The sequence below is a fragment of the Plantibacter sp. MDV22-iso1 genome (genome assembly GCF_058408345.1).
Genome location: NZ_JBZVDY010000001.1, coordinates 1876989 through 1895410 on the forward strand (window position 1 = coordinate 1876989; position 18422 = coordinate 1895410).

Annotated in this window: 15 protein-coding genes; 9 read left to right on the forward strand and 6 right to left on the reverse strand. The window is 70.5% G+C overall.

Going from position 1 to position 18422, the window contains the following annotated elements; genetic code table 11:
* Positions 1–163: 163 nt before the first annotated feature.
* Positions 164–2143 carry a M13 family metallopeptidase gene (locus tag AC4PMY_RS09045; protein ID WP_491622512.1) on the reverse strand — a complete coding sequence of 660 codons (1980 nt, stop codon included), beginning with the start codon at positions 2141–2143 and terminating at the stop codon, positions 164–166.
* A 150-nt stretch (positions 2144–2293) separates the two neighbouring features.
* On the opposite strand from AC4PMY_RS09045, the gene AC4PMY_RS09050 reads away from it, so the two are divergent.
* From AC4PMY_RS09050 to AC4PMY_RS09080, 7 genes are all read left to right on the forward strand, one after another.
* Positions 2294–5194 (forward strand): VTT domain-containing protein, encoded by a 2901-nt coding sequence (locus AC4PMY_RS09050; protein WP_491622513.1) that lies wholly within the window; start codon positions 2294–2296, stop codon positions 5192–5194.
* 65 nt (positions 5195–5259) lie between these two features.
* A complete protein-coding gene (locus AC4PMY_RS09055; RefSeq protein WP_491622514.1) occupies positions 5260–6600 on the forward strand; it encodes an MATE family efflux transporter in 1341 nt (446 codons plus the stop codon).
* Positions 6601–6692: 92 nt separating this feature from the next.
* On the forward strand, positions 6693–7265 hold the full coding sequence (locus tag AC4PMY_RS09060) for a hypothetical protein (protein WP_491622515.1): 573 nt from the start codon (positions 6693–6695) through the stop codon (positions 7263–7265).
* A 221-nt stretch (positions 7266–7486) separates the two neighbouring features.
* On the forward strand, positions 7487–8410 hold the full coding sequence (locus tag AC4PMY_RS09065) for an ABC transporter ATP-binding protein (protein WP_079003784.1): 924 nt from the start codon (positions 7487–7489) through the stop codon (positions 8408–8410).
* Positions 8407–9267 carry an ABC transporter permease gene (locus tag AC4PMY_RS09070; protein ID WP_079000574.1) on the forward strand — a complete coding sequence of 287 codons (861 nt, stop codon included), beginning with the start codon at positions 8407–8409 and terminating at the stop codon, positions 9265–9267. Before AC4PMY_RS09065 ends, AC4PMY_RS09070 begins: the two co-directional genes overlap by 4 nt.
* Positions 9268–9353: 86 nt before the next feature.
* A complete protein-coding gene (locus AC4PMY_RS09075) occupies positions 9354–10628 on the forward strand; it encodes a sensor histidine kinase (protein ID WP_064293903.1) in 1275 nt (424 codons plus the stop codon).
* Positions 10625–11254 (forward strand): response regulator, encoded by a 630-nt coding sequence (locus tag AC4PMY_RS09080; RefSeq protein WP_064293904.1) that lies wholly within the window; start codon positions 10625–10627, stop codon positions 11252–11254. The genes AC4PMY_RS09075 and AC4PMY_RS09080 overlap by 4 nt, the downstream gene beginning before the upstream one ends.
* A gap of 101 nt (positions 11255–11355) precedes the next feature.
* On the opposite strand, the gene AC4PMY_RS09085 is transcribed toward AC4PMY_RS09080, so the two are convergent.
* The 4 genes from AC4PMY_RS09085 to AC4PMY_RS09100 form a co-directional block, all read right to left on the reverse strand.
* Complete coding sequence (locus AC4PMY_RS09085) at positions 11356–11598, reverse strand: hypothetical protein (protein WP_314138171.1); 243 nt, start codon at positions 11596–11598, stop codon at positions 11356–11358.
* 144 nt (positions 11599–11742) lie between these two features.
* Positions 11743–12144: a YbjQ family protein gene (locus tag AC4PMY_RS09090; protein ID WP_064293905.1), complete on the reverse strand. Its 402-nt coding sequence runs from the start codon at positions 12142–12144 to the stop codon at positions 11743–11745.
* Positions 12141–13427, reverse strand: a complete 1287-nt coding sequence (locus AC4PMY_RS09095) for an amidohydrolase (protein WP_491622516.1) — start codon at positions 13425–13427, stop codon at positions 12141–12143. Before AC4PMY_RS09095 ends, AC4PMY_RS09090 begins: the two co-directional genes overlap by 4 nt.
* 79 nt (positions 13428–13506) lie before the next feature.
* Entirely contained in the window at positions 13507–14574 is a 1068-nt protein-coding gene (locus AC4PMY_RS09100) for a LacI family DNA-binding transcriptional regulator (RefSeq protein WP_491622517.1), read from the reverse strand.
* Between the two features lie 114 nt (positions 14575–14688).
* Here AC4PMY_RS09100 and AC4PMY_RS09105 point away from each other — a divergent pair, with 114 nt between their 5' ends.
* Both AC4PMY_RS09105 and nucS read left to right on the forward strand, forming a co-directional pair.
* Positions 14689–15933: an MFS transporter gene (locus AC4PMY_RS09105; protein WP_314138179.1), complete on the forward strand. Its 1245-nt coding sequence runs from the start codon at positions 14689–14691 to the stop codon at positions 15931–15933.
* A 94-nt stretch (positions 15934–16027) separates the two neighbouring features.
* Complete coding sequence (nucS, locus tag AC4PMY_RS09110; RefSeq protein ID WP_064294112.1) at positions 16028–16723, forward strand: endonuclease NucS; 696 nt, start codon at positions 16028–16030, stop codon at positions 16721–16723.
* 199 nt (positions 16724–16922) lie between these two features.
* On the opposite strand, the gene AC4PMY_RS09115 is transcribed toward nucS, so the two are convergent.
* Positions 16923–18392, reverse strand: coding sequence for a GntP family permease (locus AC4PMY_RS09115; RefSeq protein ID WP_491622518.1), 1470 nt, complete (start codon positions 18390–18392; stop codon positions 16923–16925).
* Between the last annotated feature and the right edge of the window lie 30 nt (positions 18393–18422).

Genomic DNA, 18422 nt, shown 5'->3' on the forward strand with positions numbered 1-18422 from the left:
GGTCCACTCAGGCGCTGTTCGGGTCTCGCGCCATGAGCTTCTCGAGTGCATCGGGATGACGATTCGTCGACTCCAGAGTGATTCTCGCAGCGTCGACCGCCCTCCCACATGTCCCACTACTGGGGTCATCGGCAGGGGGCGACAGGCTCCGCGAGACGCGGCACTACCAGATGGTGACGCGCTCCTCGGGGGCGAGCCATGCGGCGTCGGACTCGGTGACGCCGAACGCCTCGTAGAAGGCGTCGATGTTCCGGACGATCTGGTTACAGCGGAACTCGTTCGGCGAGTGCGGGTCGATCGACAGCAGTCGGATGACCTCCGCGTCGCGTCCCTTCTGCTGCCAGGCCTGCGCCCAGGAGAGGAAGAACCGCTCCGCGCCGGTGAGGCCGTCGATGACCGGCGGCTCGGCGCCTTCGAGCGACAGCAGGTACGCCTTCCAGGCGATGCCGAGCCCGCCGAGGTCGCCGATGTTCTCGCCGATCGTCAGGGCGCCGTTGACGTGGTGGTCGGGCACCTGGGCGGGAGCCAGCGCGTTGTACTGCTCGATGAGCGACGCGGTGCGCTCCTCGAACGCCGCGCGGTCGGCCTCGGTCCACCAGTCGGTGAGTCGGCCGTCGCCGTCGAACTTCGACCCCTGGTCGTCGAAGCCGTGCCCGATCTCGTGGCCGATGACCGCGCCGATGGCCCCGTAGTTCGCGGCGGCTTCGCGGCCGGCGTCGAAGAACGGGTACTGGAGGATAGCGGCCGGGAACACGATCTCGTTGAAACCGGGGTTGTAATAGGCGTTGATCGTCTGCGGCGTCATGAACCACTCGTCGCGGTCGAGTGGCTTACCGATCTTGCCGAGCTCGCGGTCCAGCTCGAACCGGCTGGCGCGACGGACGTTGCCGAGCAGGTCGTCGGCTTCGAGCTCCAGCGCCGAGTAGTCGCGCCACTTCACGGGGAAACCGATCTTGGGCGTGAACTTGTCGAGCTTCTCCAGCGCGCGCGTGCGGGTCTCGGGGCTCATCCACTCGAGGTTCTCGATGCTGTCGCGGTACGCCTCGACGAGGAAGCCGACGAGGACGTCCATCTCGTCCTTCGACGTGGCGCCGAAGTGCCGGTCGACGTAGATGCGGCCGACGGCCTCGCCGAGCATGCCCTCGACGAGCGAGACGCCGCGCTTCCAGCGCTCGCGCTGCTGCGGCGTGCCGGTGAGGGTCTTGCCGTAGAAGTCGAAGTTGGCGCGACCGAACTCCTCGGAGAGGTACGGAGCGGCACCGTGGACACCCTTCCAGGCCAGCCAGTCCTTCCAGGACTCGAGCTGCTCCGCGACGAGGAGCTCGCCGAGGCCCTCGAGGAAGCTCGGCTCGCGGACGACGATCTCGGCGAACACGGCGTCGGCGGCGCCGATCGCATCGCGCCAGACGGCGAGGTCCGGGCCGTCGAGGTCGGCACCCGCGGCGAGCGCCGCCGCTTCGTCCCACGAGTACAGGTTGTACGTCTTCTGGCTGTCGCGGGTGGCGACGTTGTCCCAGTGCTTGGACGCGATCGCCGTCTCGAGGGCGAACACGCGGTCGGCGCGTGCGGCGGCGTCGTCGATGCCGGCGAGCTCGAACATCGTCTGGAGGTGTGCGCGGTAGGCGTCGCGGATCTCGGCGAAGGTGTCTTCACGGAAGTAGGACTCGTCGGGCAGCGTGATGCCGCCCTGTTCGGCGAAGACGAGGTAGCGCTCGGGGTTGCCCGGGTCGTTGTCGACGAAGAGCTGCAGGAAGCCGCCGACCCCTTCCGCCTCGAACTCGCCGGACAGACGGAGGAAGGACTCGATGGAGTCGACCGCTGCGACGCGGGCGAGCTGGTCGGCGAGCGGGGTCGCTCCGAGGGCGTTGGCGCGGTCGACGTCCATGAAGCTCGCGTACAGGGCGCCGATCTTCACGCCCTCCTCGCCGTCGGGGTTCGTCTGCGACTCCTCGATGATGTCGCGGACGGCGTTCTCGGCGTCTTCCGCCAGCTGGTGGAACGATCCCCATCGAGCTTTGTCGTCGGGGATCTCGGTGCGGTCCATCCACTTGCCGTTCACGTGGCGGAAGAGGTCGTCCTGCGGCCGCACGGCCGGGTCGAGTTCGGAACGGTCGATGCCGGAGGCGAGCTGCGCGTCAGTCATGCGGATCAGCCTAGCGACGGCACCTGACCACGGCTCGGGTGTTCTCTCAGAGCGGGCGTGCCGCTCTGGACGGAGTCCTGTGGAGGAGTGTCGCGAGCGCTCCGGGGAACGAGGGACTACCGTTGACCCACCCGGCCGGAAGGAGCCCGCGTGGACTGGTTGGCCGACTTCCCGCCCGGCGTCCTGCTCCTCGTCGTCTTCCTGGTCGTCGCGGTCGAAAGCCTCGGCGTGCCGTTGCCGGGAGAGACCGTGCTCATCGGGGCGACCCTCTTCGCCGCGTCGAGCGGCCTGAATCCGGTGTTCGTCGCCGCTGCGGCCGCCGGTGGTGCGATCCTCGGCGACTCGATCGGGTACTGGATCGGCAAGCGATACGGTCGGCGGCTCCTGTCGGTGCTGAACCGCAGGTTCCCGAAGCACGTGGGGCCGAAGCGGCTGGGCGCCGCGGTGCACCTCATGCGGCGGTGGGGGCCGTGGGCGGTGTTCGTCGGACGGTTCATCGCGGTCCTCCGCATCTTCTCCGGGCCGCTGGCCGGTATGTTCCGCATGACGTACCCGCACTTCCTCGTCGCCAATGCGGCGGGTGGCATCGCCTGGGCCTCACTCGTGGTGACCGTCGTCACCATCCTGGGGAGCGCTGCGACCGAGTTCCTGCACCGCTTCTCCTGGGCGGCACTCGCGTTGGCCGGCGCCGCGGCCGTCGTGATCGCGGTGGTCGTCGTGTTCCGGATCCGTCGTCGGGCTGCCCAGCCGGCCGCCGATCGCGCGCCCGTGTCGATGACCGAGGCGGAGCTCGACGAACTGCTGTCGCCATCCGGGTCGGCCTCGGCCACGACCGACGCCGGAGACCGCGTAGACACGCCGCCCACCCGGGCCGCCAGCTCGGCCCCCGTCCGCACCGATCTGCGCGCCGCGATCGCCGTCGTTCTGACGCCGCTGCGCTGGGCCCTGCGGATGACCCCCGCGACCACCGCCTTCGTCACCGTCTTCGTCGCCCTCGGCGTCGTGACCGGTGGCCTGTGGCGCCCGATCGACCAGGCCGCCTGGTACCCGGCGTTCGCGTACGGGGTGCCGAGCCTCGAAGCCGGGCGCTGGTGGACGGTCCTGACGGGCATGTTCATCACCGCCGACCCGCTCGCCTACCTCATCGCGATCGTCGGCGCGGCCGTGTTCGGCGGGTGGGTGGAGGTCCGATTCGGCACGCTGCGGGCGTCGGCGATCTTCGTGGCCGGCCATCTCGTCGGTATCCTCGGGGCCCTCGGCGCGGCCCTGGCGCTGGCTCGGCTCGACTGGCCGTGGGCGCAGTCCCTCGTGACGACGCTCGACGTCGGTCCGAGCTGCGGCGTCCTGGCCTGCGTCGCCACCACGACCGCGTTCATGCGTTCCCCCTACCGGCTGCGCTGGCGGCTGCTACTCCTGTCGTGGGTGTCGATAGCGCTCCTCTACATCGGGAAGATCGACGACCTCGAGCACTTCATCACGACCGTCGTCTTCGTGATCGTGACCCGCCTCCTCCTCGGCGAGCACCGGTCGACCCCGCGACCCACCATGCGCGACTGGCGACTCTTCGCGGTCGCCGGGTTGCTCGTGATCGGTGCGGTGCAGCTGCTCGTCACGCTGGTGCCGCTCGACGGGCCGCTCGGCTCGACCACCCTGACGCAGGGCTCCATTTTGGACGTCGGATTCGACACCGTCGCGATCCTGGTGATCGCGAACTGGCTCCGCCGCGGACACCGCTGGGCCTGGTGGGCGGCGATGGCACTCACCCTCGGCAACCTGCTGGTCACCCTCGCCCTCATCGCCCTCGCCTGGCTGGCCCAGGTGCCGGTCGTGGCGTCGACCATCTGGATCTCCGCGAGCGTCCTGTGGGTGGGACAGGCGGTGGTTCTCCTCCTGTCGCGCCACGCGTTCCGGGTCGCGGCGAACCAGACCAGGCGACGCCTGCCGGGCGCGATCGGTCCTGGTGCGCGGCGAGCGCGCGCCCGGACGGCGCAGCTGCTGCGCGAACACGGCGGCGGACCGCTGGCGGCCTCGGCGCTCCGCCCCGAGAACCGGGTGTTCGTCACGGCCGACGGTGGACACGCGGTCGCCTACCAGCAGCACGCCGGCGTCGCGCTGGCCCTCGGCGAGCCGATCGGCGACCCCGGCGGTGCAGCAGCAGCGGTGTCGGCGTTCGCGACGGCGGCCGAGCAGGAGGGGCTCACCCCGGCGGTCTTCGCCACTCGCGACGCGCGCATCGTGCCCGAGGGGTGGCGGGTGTCGCCGCTCGGTCGAGACCTCGTGCTCGACCTCGGCGAGGCGGATGCATCAGAACCCGCTGGTCCGGACGATGCGACGGGAGCCATCGGCGCGGATTCGACGACCTCGATCCTGCTGCCCGCTCGCGAACTGCCGTGGGAGCTCCGCAGCCAGATCCGCGCGCTGTCGTCGGTGTGGGTGTCCGACCGGCACGTGCCCGAGCTCGGTCTCACGGTGGGTTCGAGCATCGACGCCCCCGATGGCGACGACCAGGAGCCGGCTGTCGCGGTCCGGGTCTCCGTCGTGACCGACGCCGCAGGCACCGTGCTCGCGGCGGTGTCCTGGTTGCCGATCCCCGGGGCCGGAGGCATCGTGCACGGGTGGGCGCTCGACGCGGTCCGTCGTGCTCTGCCGGACGACGACGTCGACACGGCTACGCGTGCGGGTACAGCGTCGGGGGAACGCACCGGCCGAGCCGTCGAGCGGGCCCTGACCGACGCCTGCCGACGATTCTCGTCCGAAGGTGCGTCCATGGTCTCGTTCGCTGCCTCCGGGCTGGCACAGGACGGCACCGAGCCCGACGGCGTCGCCGTGCGCACGATGGCCGGCATCGCCCACCGGGTCGACCCGCTCGTCGGCTTCACCGAGATCGCCGACGTCGCCGAGCGCCTGGGCGCCACCGCCGTGCCGCTACTCCTCGCCTGTCGCGAGGACGCCGACCAACCGCGGGTCGCCTACGCCGCTGCCGCGGGATTCCTCACCGGCATCCGCCTCCGCGACCTCCCCGGCCTGAGCGGGTCACTGCTCGCGCGGTAGGCCGTCGACTCGTCCCGTCTCGGACGGCGAAGCGGCGTGTCACCACCCGCGGCTAGGCTCGGCGGGTGACCACGGGACAGGACAGGCGGCGGCTGCGGGCCGTCGACCGCGACATCCTGCGGCTCGCGGTCCCGGCGCTCGGGGCGCTGATGGCGGAGCCGCTGTTCCTGCTCGCCGACTCGGCGATGATCGGCCACCTGGGCGTCGTGCCACTCGCCGGTCTCGGGGTCGCGAGCGCGGTCCTGCAGACGGTCATCGGACTCATGGTGTTCCTCGCCTACGCGACGACACCGGCGGTCGCCCGACGCCTCGGACACGGCGACGAACGCGGTGCGGTGTCGCTCGGGGTGGACGGCCTCTGGTTGTCGCTCGGGCTCGGCGTCGTGATCGGTGCGGCCGGCTGGTTCTTCTCCCCCACGCTCGTCGGGCTGTTCGGCGCGACGGACGACGTCGCCCAGCAGGCCGACACCTACCTGGGTATCTCGATGCTCGGCATCCCCGCCATGCTGCTCGTCTTCGGTGCGACCGGGCTCCTCCGCGGCCTGCAGGACACCACCACGCCCCTCGTGGTCGCCGGCGCCGGGTTCGCCGCGAACATCGGCCTCAACTTCCTCTTCATCTACGGCCTCGGACTCGGCATCGCGGGATCCGCCATCGGCACCGTCATCGCGCAGTGGGGCATGGTCGTCGCCTATCTCGTCGTCGTCCTGCGCCACGTGCGGCGGACGGGAGCGAGTCTCCGCCCGCACCGCGCCGGCCTCGGTGGAGCGGCCCGTTCCGGTGGGTGGTTGTTCCTCCGTACGGTCAGCCTCCGTGCCGCGATGCTCATCGCCGTGTTCGTCGCGACCGACCTCGGCACCGACGAACTCGCCGGGTTCCAGCTCGTGATGACCCTCTTCGCCACCCTCGCGTTCGCGCTCGACGCCCTCGCGATCGCCGCGCAGGCGCTCGTCGGCAAGGGACTCGGGGCCGGCGACGTGGCAGGGGTGCGCGCCGTCCTCGTCCGCTGTCTGCAGTGGGGCATCGGGTCGGGCATCGTCCTCGGCCTGGTCATCGCGCTCGCGAGCCCGGTCATCGGCCTGCTCTTCACGAGCGACCCCGACCTCGCGGCGCTCATCGTGCCCGCGATCATCGTGCTCGCCGTCACCACCCCGCTCGGTGGCGTCGTCTTCGTCCTCGACGGCGTCCTCATCGGCGCCGGAGACGCGAGGTACCTCGCGATCACCGGGTTGCTCAACACGCTCGTGTTCCTTCCCCTCGCGCTCGCGGTGCTCGTCTGGGCACCCGGTGGGCAGGCGGGACTGACCTGCTTGGCGCTCGCCTTCTTCGTCGGCTACCTCGGTGCGCGGGCGACGACGCTCGGCCTCCGTGCCCGGACGACCACCTGGATGCGCACCGGCGCCTGAACGACGATTGGGGAGTTGTCCCCATTGAGGCCGCAACGCCGGCACGCCAGTCTGGAGGCGACATCGATCCACACCGTTCAGGGGGAACCACCATGCCACTCCACTTCGCTCACCACCGCCTCCGCGTGTCCGCCGTGACCGCGGTCGCCGTCCTCGGACTGTTCGGGCTCTCCGCCTGCAGCGGTGGGGAACCGGCCGACTCCAAGCCCGCGTCGACCTCCTCGGCGAGCAGTGAGCCGGAGACGGAGGCCACCGAGGAGGCGCCCGCTGCGAGCGGCGCGAAGTGCACGGAGGAGCAGGTCAACACCCTCAGCGCGGCGAGCGGCGTGTCCGTCCCGGCAGCCGGTATCGCTGCTGCGAAGGCCTCCTTCACACCCGCCAGCGTCGTGGGCGATCTGCCGGTCGTATGCATGTTGAGCTTCGAAGCCGGCGCGGCTTCCGGCAGCTACGCCGTCCTCTCCGGCGGTGCCGCATCACTCACCGCGGCCGCTGCCAATGCCACCGCCGCGGGCGGCGAGGTCACCGAAGCCGGCGGTACCTTCACCACCTCGATCGACGGGCAGACCGTCGTCGGCGTGCCGTTCACGACGCTCACGAAGGAGACCGCGGGCTTCGAGAACGTGGAAGATCTGGTCGTCATCGCTGCGACCGCGCTGGCCGGATAGCGACTCCGCTCTGCCAGGCCGACGCCCGCCCGCCCGCGCAAGGGTGGGCGGGCGTTCCCGTCGGCGCGGCTCAACTGGGCCTGGAAGAACAGCACTCGACCCGGGTACCGCGGTGCGGCCACGCCGGCGCCCGTCCATGCCCGTATCAACCGATCGGTGGATACGAGGATCAGCCCCTCCACCGCTACCGGCGCGCGTCGGAGCGGACGAGCATGGTCACCATGAGCACACGACCGATCATCGAGGTCCGCGAGCTGCGCAAGCAGTACGGCGATTTCACCGCCGTCGACGGGGTCTCCTTCGACATCCACCCGGGCGAGACCTTCGCCCTGCTCGGCCCGAACGGTGCCGGGAAGAGCACCACGATCGAGATCCTCGAGGGCTACCGGCACCGGACAGGCGGCGAGGCGAGCGTCCTCGGTGTCGACCCGGCGAAGGGCGGTCTCGACTGGAAGGCCCGCCTCGGCATCGTCCTCCAGTCGAGCGCCGAGGCCGCCAACGTCACGGTCCGGGAGCAGCTCACACAGTTCGCCCGGTACTACGCGGACCCGCGGGACGTGGACGAGGTCATCGAGGCGGTCGGGCTCACGAGCAAGGCGGGCACGCGCATCGGCAAGCTCTCGGGCGGTCAGCGTCGCCGGGTCGACGTGGCCCTCGGGGTGGTCGGCCGCCCGGCCCTCCTCTTCCTCGACGAGCCGACGACCGGGTTCGACCCCGAGGCGCGTCGGCAGTTCTGGGACCTCATCCGCTCGCTCAAACGCGACGGTACGACCATCCTCCTCACCACCCACTACCTCGACGAAGCCGCCCAGCTCGCCGACCGCGTCGCCGTCATCGCGGCGGGTCGACTCGTGGAGATCGGCGCGGTCGACGAGATCGGCGGCGCCGAGGCCCGGATCCCGGTGGTGCGCTGGCGCGACGAGCACGGCCTCCGCGAGGAACGGACCGAGACTCCGGCTGCCCGCGTCGCCGCCCTCACCGCTGCCGCAGGTGGAGAACCGCGTGACCTGGAGGTCATCCGTCCGAGCCTCGAGGACATCTACCTCGGGCTCGTCCACGCGGCCGACGGCGCGGCGTCGTCGACCACCCCATCAGCAGCACCGTCACCGGCCACGCAGGTCACCACGACAGGAATCGGCGCATGACCGCCATCGACCGCACCACGACCCCCCTCGTCCCGGCACTCCCCCGCGGACGCACCCTCCGGCTCGGAGCCAGCAGGATCGGTTATGAGACCCGCATCTACTTCCGCTCCGGCGACCAGGTGTTCTTCACCTTCCTCTTCCCCGTCGTGATGCTCGCGATCTTCTCGACCGCCTTCAGCGCGATGGGGAACGTGGGCGAGGCACCCGACGGCACCGGCGGGGTCAGTCAGGCCGCCTTCTACCTGCCCGGCATGATCGCCGCGGGCATCCTCCTCTCGGGCGTCCAGAACCTCGCGACCGACATCGCGACGGAGAAGAGCGACGGCACCCTCAAGCGTCTCGGCGGCAGCCCGCTCCCGGTGATCTCCTACTTCCTCGGGAAGATGGGGCAGGTCCTCGTCACCTCGGTGCTCCAGATCGCACTGCTGCTCCTCGTCGCGCGGTTCCTGTTCGACGTCACCCTGCCGACCGAGCCCGAGCGGTGGCTCACCTTCGCCTGGGTCTACCTGCTCGGCATCGCCACGTCGGCGGTCCTCGGTATCGCCCTGTCGGCGCTCCCCCGCACGGGCAAGAGCGCGACGGCCGTCATCATCCCGATCGTGCTCGTGCTGCAGTTCATCTCCGGCGTCTACCTCTCGTTCACGATGCTCCCCGAGTGGCTGCAGAACGTCGCGAGTGTCTTCCCGCTCAAGTGGATCGCGCAGGGCATGCGCTCCGTCTTCCTGCCGGAGGGGTTCGCCTCGCAGGAGCCGTCCGGTGGCTGGGACCTCCCGACGGTCGCGCTCGTCCTCGTCGTCTGGGCGATCGTCGGCCTCGTCCTCACCCGACTCACCTTCCGCTGGGTCCGCCGCTCCTAGCCCGCGAACTGTCAGTTCCGGAGGGTGTACGCCACCGGAACCAGCAGGAAGTGACAGTTCGCGAGCAGGGATGGGAGGGTTGGGACATGGACGGACGACGGTGGTGGGATGTCGCGTTCGGCGCGGGGTGCGTGATCGTCGGCGCGCTCGTGAGCGTCAGCGCGGCCGGGGCATCGGAACGGGTCGTCGGCGTCTGGATCGTGCTGGCGGCTCTCTGCCTCGTGTACTACACGGTCGGGCGACGCACCCTGGAGCGACCGCAGGGCGGACTCTGGTTCGCGATCACCCTCATCGCGCTCACCGCCGTCGGGACGGCGTTCTCCCCGAACGTCCTGACCCTGCAGTGCCTCGTGTTCCCGCTGCTGTGGGTGCTGACACCGAACACCCGGAACGCGATCATCCTCAACATCGCGAGCGCCGCGACCCTCGCCCTCGGCTTCATCGTCGGGCTGGGCGCCACCCCCGACGTGATCCTGCAGGGACTCGCGATCCAGAGCGTCTCGCTCGTCTTCGCGCTGTCCCTCGGTCTCTGGATCACCCGGATCGCCGAGCTCGGCGACGAGAAGGCACGACTCCTGGTCAGTCTGCAGGCGGCCCAGGCCGAAACGGAACGGGCGAGCCGGGAAGCCGGAGCGGCCGCCGAACGGGAACGCATGGCGCGCGACATCCACGACACGATCGCGCAGAGCCTCACGAGCGTGGTGCTGCTCGCTCAACGGGCCCGCTCCGAGGTCGGCGCGACCGTCGCAGGCACGCCGGATGCCTCCCCGCTGGACGGTCGCCCGGTCGCCGCCCTCGACAGCATCGACCTCATCGAGAGCACGGCGCGCGACGCCCTCCGCGAGGCGAGGTCCCTCGTGGCCACGACGGCGGCGATGCCCGCTGCCGACACGACGCTCGGTGACAGCCTCCGACGCTTGGGCGAGCGGTTCGCCCGCGAGACCGGCGTGGCTGTCGACATCGACGCCCCGTCCGAACGGTTCGAGCGGGCACCCGAGGTCGTGCTGCTCCGGAGCGCCCAGGAAGGGCTCGCGAACATCCGGAAGCACGCCGCCGCCGACCGCGCCGAGCTCGTGCTCAGCGTCCACGACGGCTGGGCCGAACTGCGGGTCACCGACGACGGCGTCGGGATCGCGGACCCGGACGGCGCGCTCCTCGGGACCAGCCCGGGCGCGGGCTTCGGGCTGCACGGCATGCACGACCGGGTGACGCTGCTTGGTGGGACGGTGGAACTCACGAGTGCCGCCGGAGCGGGGACGACGGTTCGGGTGCGAGTGCCGGTGACGATCGAAGCGAGCCCTTCGACGAGCTCAGGGACCGGGATTTCGACAAGCTCAGGGACCAGACAGGACACACGATGACACGGATCAGGATCGTCGTCGCGGACGACCACCCCATCGTGCGATCTGGCATCGTCGCACTGCTCGGGCGCGCGGACGACCTCGAGGTCGTGGCCGAGGTGGCGGACGGCGCTGCGGCGGTCGCGGCGGCCGAGGAGCACCGGCCGGACCTCGTGCTCATGGACCTGCGCATGCCGGTCCTCGGCGGCGCGGAGGCGACAGCGCGCATCGTGCTGCGCGTGCCAGGCGTCCGGGTGCTCGTCCTCACGACCTACGAGACCGACGACGACATCCTCGGCGCGATCGAGGCCGGAGCCGGAGGCTACCTGTTGAAGGCGGCGCCCGAGCAGGAGATCCTGGCCGGCATCCGTTCGGTGGTCGCCGGTCAGACGGTGCTCGCACCCACGATCGCGGCGACCCTCGTGGGCCGCATGCAGGGTGGGGCACCGACCCGCCCGCAGCTCAGCGCCCGCGAGCTCGAGGTCCTCGCGCTCGTCGCCGCCGGCAACAGCAACCGCGCGATCGCGGCGGCACTGTTCATCTCGGAGTCGACGGTGAAGACGCACCTGCTGCACGTCTTCGAGAAGCTCGAGGTGGCCGACCGCACCCGGGCCGTCACCCGTGCCCAGGAGCTCCGCCTACTCTGAGCCGCACCGCACCGGCGCGAGCCACGGGGCGGGTCGGACGACTTCGACCTCGACCAGCTCGCGCTGCAAGGCCGACCGACGAAGGCCTCCGGCTCCGCGGCTCAGCTCGGCCAGTAGTAGGAGAACGCCCACTGCTTGTCGTAGGAACGCTGGTGGCATCCCGTGTAAATGCGAGCTCCGAGGCCCCGGTACTTGGCGGACATGGCCGAGCAGTCGGCCTTCACCGACCCGGTGATCTGGTACCAGACCTGCGGCGCGGCGCTCGCCGGCGTCGTTGCACCACCCACCACCAGTGCCGCGCCGAGGCCTACCGCGGCCAGGAACCTCGCCATTCGTCTGCGCATCAGATCCCCCGATCCTCCTTGCGGCGACCCCCTGTCGCCGCAGTGCAGCCACGCTAGCGCGCGGACACCACAGCCATCAACCACCGATTTCGCGAGCGGCGGGTGCGATCGATTCACTCCCGCCGTTCGCGACCGATCGTCGGACTAGACCTGACCCCGGGGCTTCGGGGCGTCGGGCTGCGCCGCTGCGTAGGCGGACTGGCCGGTCGCTCCGGGCTCGCCCGCGGGGATCGGGACGAGATACGCCGCGGTGCCGTACGCCGTCAGCTGCGTCCACGCCCCGCCGATGTCGGTGGTCTCGAGACGCATGGCGAGGACCGCGTTGGCGCCGCGCTGTTCGGCGTCCGCGACCAAGCGCCGCATGACCTCCTGACGGGACTCGAACAGCAGCGCGGTCATCCCCGGGACTTCTCCGCCGCCGAGCGCGGAGAAGCCGATCGACATGGAGGAGCCCCAGTCGCGAGCGCGCACCGTGAGGCCGATGACCTCGCCGAGGACTGCGTCGATGCGGTGACCGGCGACCGAGTCGGTCGTGACGACGATCATGCGTCGGCCACCGCTCCGGTGAGCCGCGACAGGGCGGCGAGCGAGAGGGCGGCGATGCCGGTGTCGAGCGTCGGGTGGATGAGCGGGGCGAACTTCGAGGAGTGGTTGCCCGGGAGGTCTTGCTCCATGCGCCCCGACGCGTAGGCTGCGGCGAAGGCCTGCGGGTCGGCGCCGCCGAGGATCCAGTAGACGATTGGCGCGTCTGCGGCCGTCGCCAGCATGCCGACGTCCTCGCTGCCCGTGACGAGACCGGGGTCGACGACGCGGTTGGCACCGAACGCGTCGGCGAACACCGCCGTCACCGTACCGGTCGCCGCGGGATCGTTCACGAGCACCGGGAAGGCCTCGGTGTGTTCGATCACCGGTTCCCGCTCGGCGCCCGAGGCGGCGGCCTCAGCCCGGATGATGCGCTCCATGGAGCCGACGACGCGGTCGCGCACGTGCGGCTCGTAGCTGCGGATGTTCACGCCGATCTGTGCCGTGTCGGGGATGATGTTGTTCTTCGTGCCGGCGTGCATCGTGCCGACGGTGAGCACGGCGGTGTCGGTCCCGGCGACCTCGCGGGACACGATGCTCTGGAGCCTGACGACCGCCGACGCCGCCATGACGATCGGGTCGATCGTCGACTGCGGGCGGGATCCATGCCCGCCGCGGCCGTGGAAGGTGACGCGGTAGGCGTCGGTCGCGGCGAACGACGGCCCGGCGTGCGTGCCGACGACACCGGCCGGCAGCGGACCGACGTGCTGGCCGAACACGATGTCGGGCTTCGGGACGCGTGCGTACAGGTCGTCGTCGACCATCGCCTGCGCACCGCCGCCGGCCTCCTCGGCCGGCTGGAACAGGACGACGAGCGTCCCGGACCAGGTGTCGCGCCGTGCGGCGAGCAGTTCAGCGGCGCCCAGCAGGCAGGTGACGTGGACGTCGTGGCCGCAGGCGTGCATGACCGGGACGTCGTTGCCCTCCGGGTCGACCCCGCGCGCGACGCTCGCGTAGTCGAGGCCCGTCTCCTCGAGGACGGGCAGGCCGTCCATGTCGGCCCGCAGCAGGACCGTCGGCCCCTCGCCGTTCTCCAGGACGCCGACGACGCCGGTGCCGCCGATCCCCGTCGCGACCCCGTACCCGAGGCCGGTGATGCGATCCGCGACGAGGGCGGCGGTCCGGTGCTCCGCGAAGGAGAGCTCCGGATTGGCGTGGAGATCCTTGTAGACCGGGGCGAGAGACGCGGCGAGCGCTGCCGCCTCCTGCTGGACGAGTGCTGCGGTGGCGATGGGCTGGTCGGTCATGGGTCTCCTTCGAGCGTCGCCTCCACCCTACGGGGCGGGTCCGCCGCACGGCAGGATCTGTCGAAACCCCGGCGAGACCTCAGCGCTGTGGAGCGGGGACCCGTGCCGTCGTCGCGCCGCGGTGGAACCGGACGCTGAACTGCTCACACTCCGGATCGCGGCCGTCGAGCATGGCGATGATCGCGCGGCCCGCGGCCGAACCCTTCTCGCGGGAGGGCTGCCACACCGTTGTGAGGTCGTAGTCGAGCCCCTCGACCCGGATGCCGTCGAACCCGACCACGCTGAGCTCCGCGGGGACGGAGATGCCGAGCTCCTCGGCTGCTCGGATGACACCGGCGGCCAGGAGGTCGCTCTGCGCGGCGATCGCCGTCGGGCGTTCATCCGCCGGGACGTCGAGGATCGAGTGTCCGGCGACCCGGCCCTCTTCGAGCGATGACCCCGTGGTGACGAACCCCTGCGCGTCGGGGAAGACGTCGCGGAGGCCCTGCAGGCGCTCGATCGCGGGGACCGTCGTGGCGGATCGCTCCCACTCGGGCGTGAGCGCCCCGCGGCGTTCGGTCGGATCGAGATTGAGGGTGACGACGGCGACGCGCTCGTGGCCGAGGTCGGCGAGGTGCTGGGCCTCCGCACGCACGCCGCCGCGGTTGTCGACGGCGATGTCGGGCACGCCGAGGGCTGCGAGGCCCTCGATCGACACGATCGGCATCCCCCGTCGACTGAGGATCGCGACCGAGCTGTCGAGGTTCGGGCTGCAGCCGATGAGGACGACGCCGTCCATCGGCGCGTTGCTCAACTGCAGGGTGCCCTCCTGCGCGTCGTTCAGCAGGAGGAGTCCCGCGCCGACCGCACCGAGCTCGTCGGCGAGTCCGTCGAGGGACTGGACCATCACGGGGTCGCGGAAGGAGTGCCCGATCCGGCCGGCGACGACGGCTCCCACGATGCCGCTGCGTCCCTGACGGAGGGAGCGGGCCCGGGGGTCGGGTCCGGCGTAGTCGAGGTCGGCGGCAGCCTGCAGCACGCGCTGCTTGGTCGCTTCGGACACGGGTCCGGCGCCGCTGAACGCGAGCGAGGCGGTCGATGGTGACACCCCCGCGCGCTCGGCGACATCGGCGAGCGTCGGTCGCGAGGGGCGTGTTTCCTGGTCCACGGTCTGCTAGCTTAGTCGACGGAATCGAATCGATTCGATAGCCTCCCGATCCACGGGCTTCGCCACCCGTTCCACACGGCGCCCAGGCGCACCAGCACCGAACCCGAGGACCACGTGTCAGAGCCGACCAACCCGCACACCGCCCCCGTCGCCCTGCGACCACGCCGCGAACTGCTCGCCTGGCGGAACGCGATCTTCGTGGTCTTCGCCCTCAGCGGCCTCAGCATCGCGACGTGGGTGGCCCGCATCCCCGCCATCCGCGACAACCTCGGACTCACCACCGGCACCGTCGGGCTGCTCATCCTGGGCATGTCGATCGGATCGGTCGTCGGCCTCGTCGCCTCCCAGCACCTGCTCGCACGACTCGGACCGCGGCGAGGTATGCAGCTGGTGCTCGGGCTCGTCGCGACCGGACTCCTCCTCATCGGCGTCGGCGCGAGCCTCGTACCGCTCGCTGGGATCGTGCTGGTCGGGCTCATCGTCTTCGGCTTCGGAAACGGAGCCCTCGACGTGATGATGAACGTCGAGGGAGCCGCAGCCGAACAGGAACTCGGCAAGACGGTGATGCCGCTGATGCACGCGTGCTTCAGCTTCGGCACGGTCGCCGGAGCGGGGCTCGGCGCTCTGGCCTCGGCGATCGGCCTCGAGGTGTTCTGGCACGCGCTCATCATGGCGGTCGCCATCACCGTCGCGACCGTCGTCGCCGTACGCTTCGTCCCGGTCCAGCAGGACGTGGCCGCCGAGGCCGACGACGCACCGAAGACGCCGTGGCAGGAGCGTCTCCGCGAGAGCCTCTCGGTCTGGGCGGACGGCCGGCTCATCCTCATCGGCGTCATCATCCTCGGTATGGCGTTCGCCGAGGGCAGTGCCAACGACTGGCTCGCTTTGGCCGTCGTCGACGGCCACGGGCAGAGCAACACGACCGGCGCGCTCGTCTACGGGGTCTTCGTCACCGCGATGACCGTCGGTCGCATCGTCGGCGGGCCCCTCATCGACCGCTTCGGACGGGTGCCGGTGCTCCGGGTGTCGGCTGGAGCCGCGATCGCCGGGCTCGTCCTCTTCATCCTCACGCCGGTGACCGGACTGATGATCCTCGGCACCGTGCTCTGGGGACTCGGCGCCTCGCTCGGGTTCCCGGTGGGCATGTCAGCCGCGGCCGACGACTCCAAGCGCGCCGCGGCACGGGTGAGTGCCGTCGCGATGATCGGCTACTGCGCGTTCCTCGTCGGTCCGCCGCTCATCGGCATCCTCGGCGACGCCATCGGTCTCCTGAACGCCCTGTTCGTCGTGCTCGTGCTCATCGTGTTCGCCGGCCTTGCCTCTCCGGCCGCCCGCGAGAGCAGCCGCCGCAAGCGCTGAGCCCGTTCGTTCGCCCATCTTCGGGCGATTCGGGGTTCCGTCGCCCGAGCATGGGCGAATGGACGTGCTGCGGTGTCGCGGTAGGCTCGTCGTCGTGCGTTTGGTGATTGCGGAGTGCTCGGTCGACTATGCCGGACGGTTGTCGGCTCACTTGCCGCTCGCCAAACGGCTCCTCATGGTGAAGAACGACGGCAGCCTGCTCGTCCACTCCGACGGCGGCTCCTACAAGCCGCTGAACTGGATGAGCCCGCCCTGCGTGCTCACGACGGTCGAGCCCGACGAGACGCAGGCCGCGGCCGGGATCACCGAGCTGTGGAAGGTCACGCACAAGAAGACCGGTGACGCCCTCATCGTGTCGATCCACGAGGTCCACCACGACAGCGCGCACGAACTCGGCGTCGACCCGGGCCTCCAGAAGGACGGCGTCGAAGCACACCTGCAGAAGCTCCTCGCCGAGCAGATCGAGCTCCTCGGCGACGGCTACCGACTCATCCGCCGCGAGTACATGACCGCGATCGGCCCGGTCGACATCCTCGCCACCGACGCGACCGGGGCGTCCGTGGCGGTCGAGCTGAAGCGCCGCGGCGACATCGACGGCGTCGAGCAGCTCACCCGCTACCTCGAACTCATGAACCGCGACCCGCTCCTCGCTCCCGTGCAGGGCGTGTTCGCCGCACAGGAGATCAAGCCGCAGGCGCGCACCCTCGCCCAGGACCGCGGCATCCGCTGCGTCGTCCTCGACTACGACGCGATGCGCGGCCTCGACGACAGCGACTCCCGCCTCTTCTGACGTCGACTGAGTCCCTTTCTCAGGAGTCCTCCGGCGCGCCGACTTCACCAGGCACCGACACGCCCGGACACTCCTGAGAAAGGCACCACCTACCGCTCAGTGACCTTTCTCAGGAGTCCTCCGGCGCGCCGGCTTCACCAAGCACCGACACGCCCGGACACTCCTGAGAAAGGCACTGGACCGACGGTCACGACTCGGGCTAGACGAACAGCCAGATGAGGGCGACCATCCCGAAGCCGACGATCGAAAGGATCGTCTCGAGCACGGTCCAGGTCGCGAGCGTCTGCTTCACCGACATGTTGAAGTACTTCGCGATGATCCAGAATCCGCCGTCGTTGACGTGCGAGAGCGTGATCGAACCCGCGGCGATCGCGATGCCGATGAGCGCCAGCTGCGGCTGCGAGTAGTCACCCGCGAGAACGACCGGCTGCAGGATCCCCGCCGTGATCACGATGGCCGCGGTCGCCGAGCCCTGCGCGATACGGAGGCCGGAACTGATGAGGTACGCGGACACGATGATCGGCAGGCCGAGCGAACCGAGCACCTCGGCCAACGCCGCGCCCACCCCCGTCGCCGAGATGACGGCGCCGAAGAACGCACCCGCACCGACGACGAGCAGGATCATGCCGATCGGTCGGAGCGACTGGCCGGAGAGCTCACCCAGTTCGGCGAGCGTCATGCCGCGCCGCACCCCGAGCACGTAGTACGCGAGGCAGACGGCGATCGTGAGCGCGACCGCCGGGTTGCCGATGAGCGTCAACGCTTCGAGGACGGGTCCGTTCGGCAAGGCGAGGGCACCGAAGGTGGCGGCGAGGATCAGCAGGATCGGCGTGATGATGATGAGACCGACGCTCCAGAGCGAGACGTCCTTGCGCTCGGGGGCGTCGTCCTCGGGCTCCAGGACGTACTCCTCGGGAACCGAGACCATGACGCGCTTCCCGATCCAGAGCGGCCAGGCGATGCCCGACGCGATGAAGGCGGGGATGCCGCAGAGGAAGCCCATGAGGATGAGCCAGCCGAGCCCGACCTCGAAGGTGCCGGCGAGCGCCGTCGGGCCCGGGTGCGGCGGGAGGAACGCGTGCGTCATCGAGAGGCCGGCGAGCATCGGGAGCGCGTAGAGCACGAGCGACTTCCCGCCGCGACGCGCGGTGATGTAGACGAGGGGCGCGAGGACGAAGATGCCGACGTCGAAGAACACGGGGATACCGAAGATGAGACCGGTGAGCCCCATCGCGATCGGAGCACCGCGTTCCCCGAAGCGACCGAGCAGCTTCCGGATGAGGACGTCAGCACCACCGGAGCGCTCCAGGATCGCGCCGAGCACGGTGCCGAGACCGATGATGATCGTGATGTGCCCGAGGATCCCACCGAAGCCGGTCTCGAGGAGCGACGCCCCCGGCTTGATCTGCTCGTCGTCGAAGGGGTCCGGCACGGCCACGCCGACGATCTGGTAGATGCTCGTCCCGGTCGCGAGAGCAAGGCCGATGCCGACGATGAAGAGCGAGATGAACGGTTCGAGCTTCACCCGGATGATGAGGAACAGCAGCACCGCGATGGCGACGGCACACAGGATGAGCAGGCCGGGCGTGGTCTGCTGCAACCAGCCGATGGGGTCGCTCGGTGCTGGAGCGGCGGCCGCGACGCTGCGCGCGAGGGCGTTGATGGGCATGGGAGACCTTCTGGATCGGTGGGAGGCGGG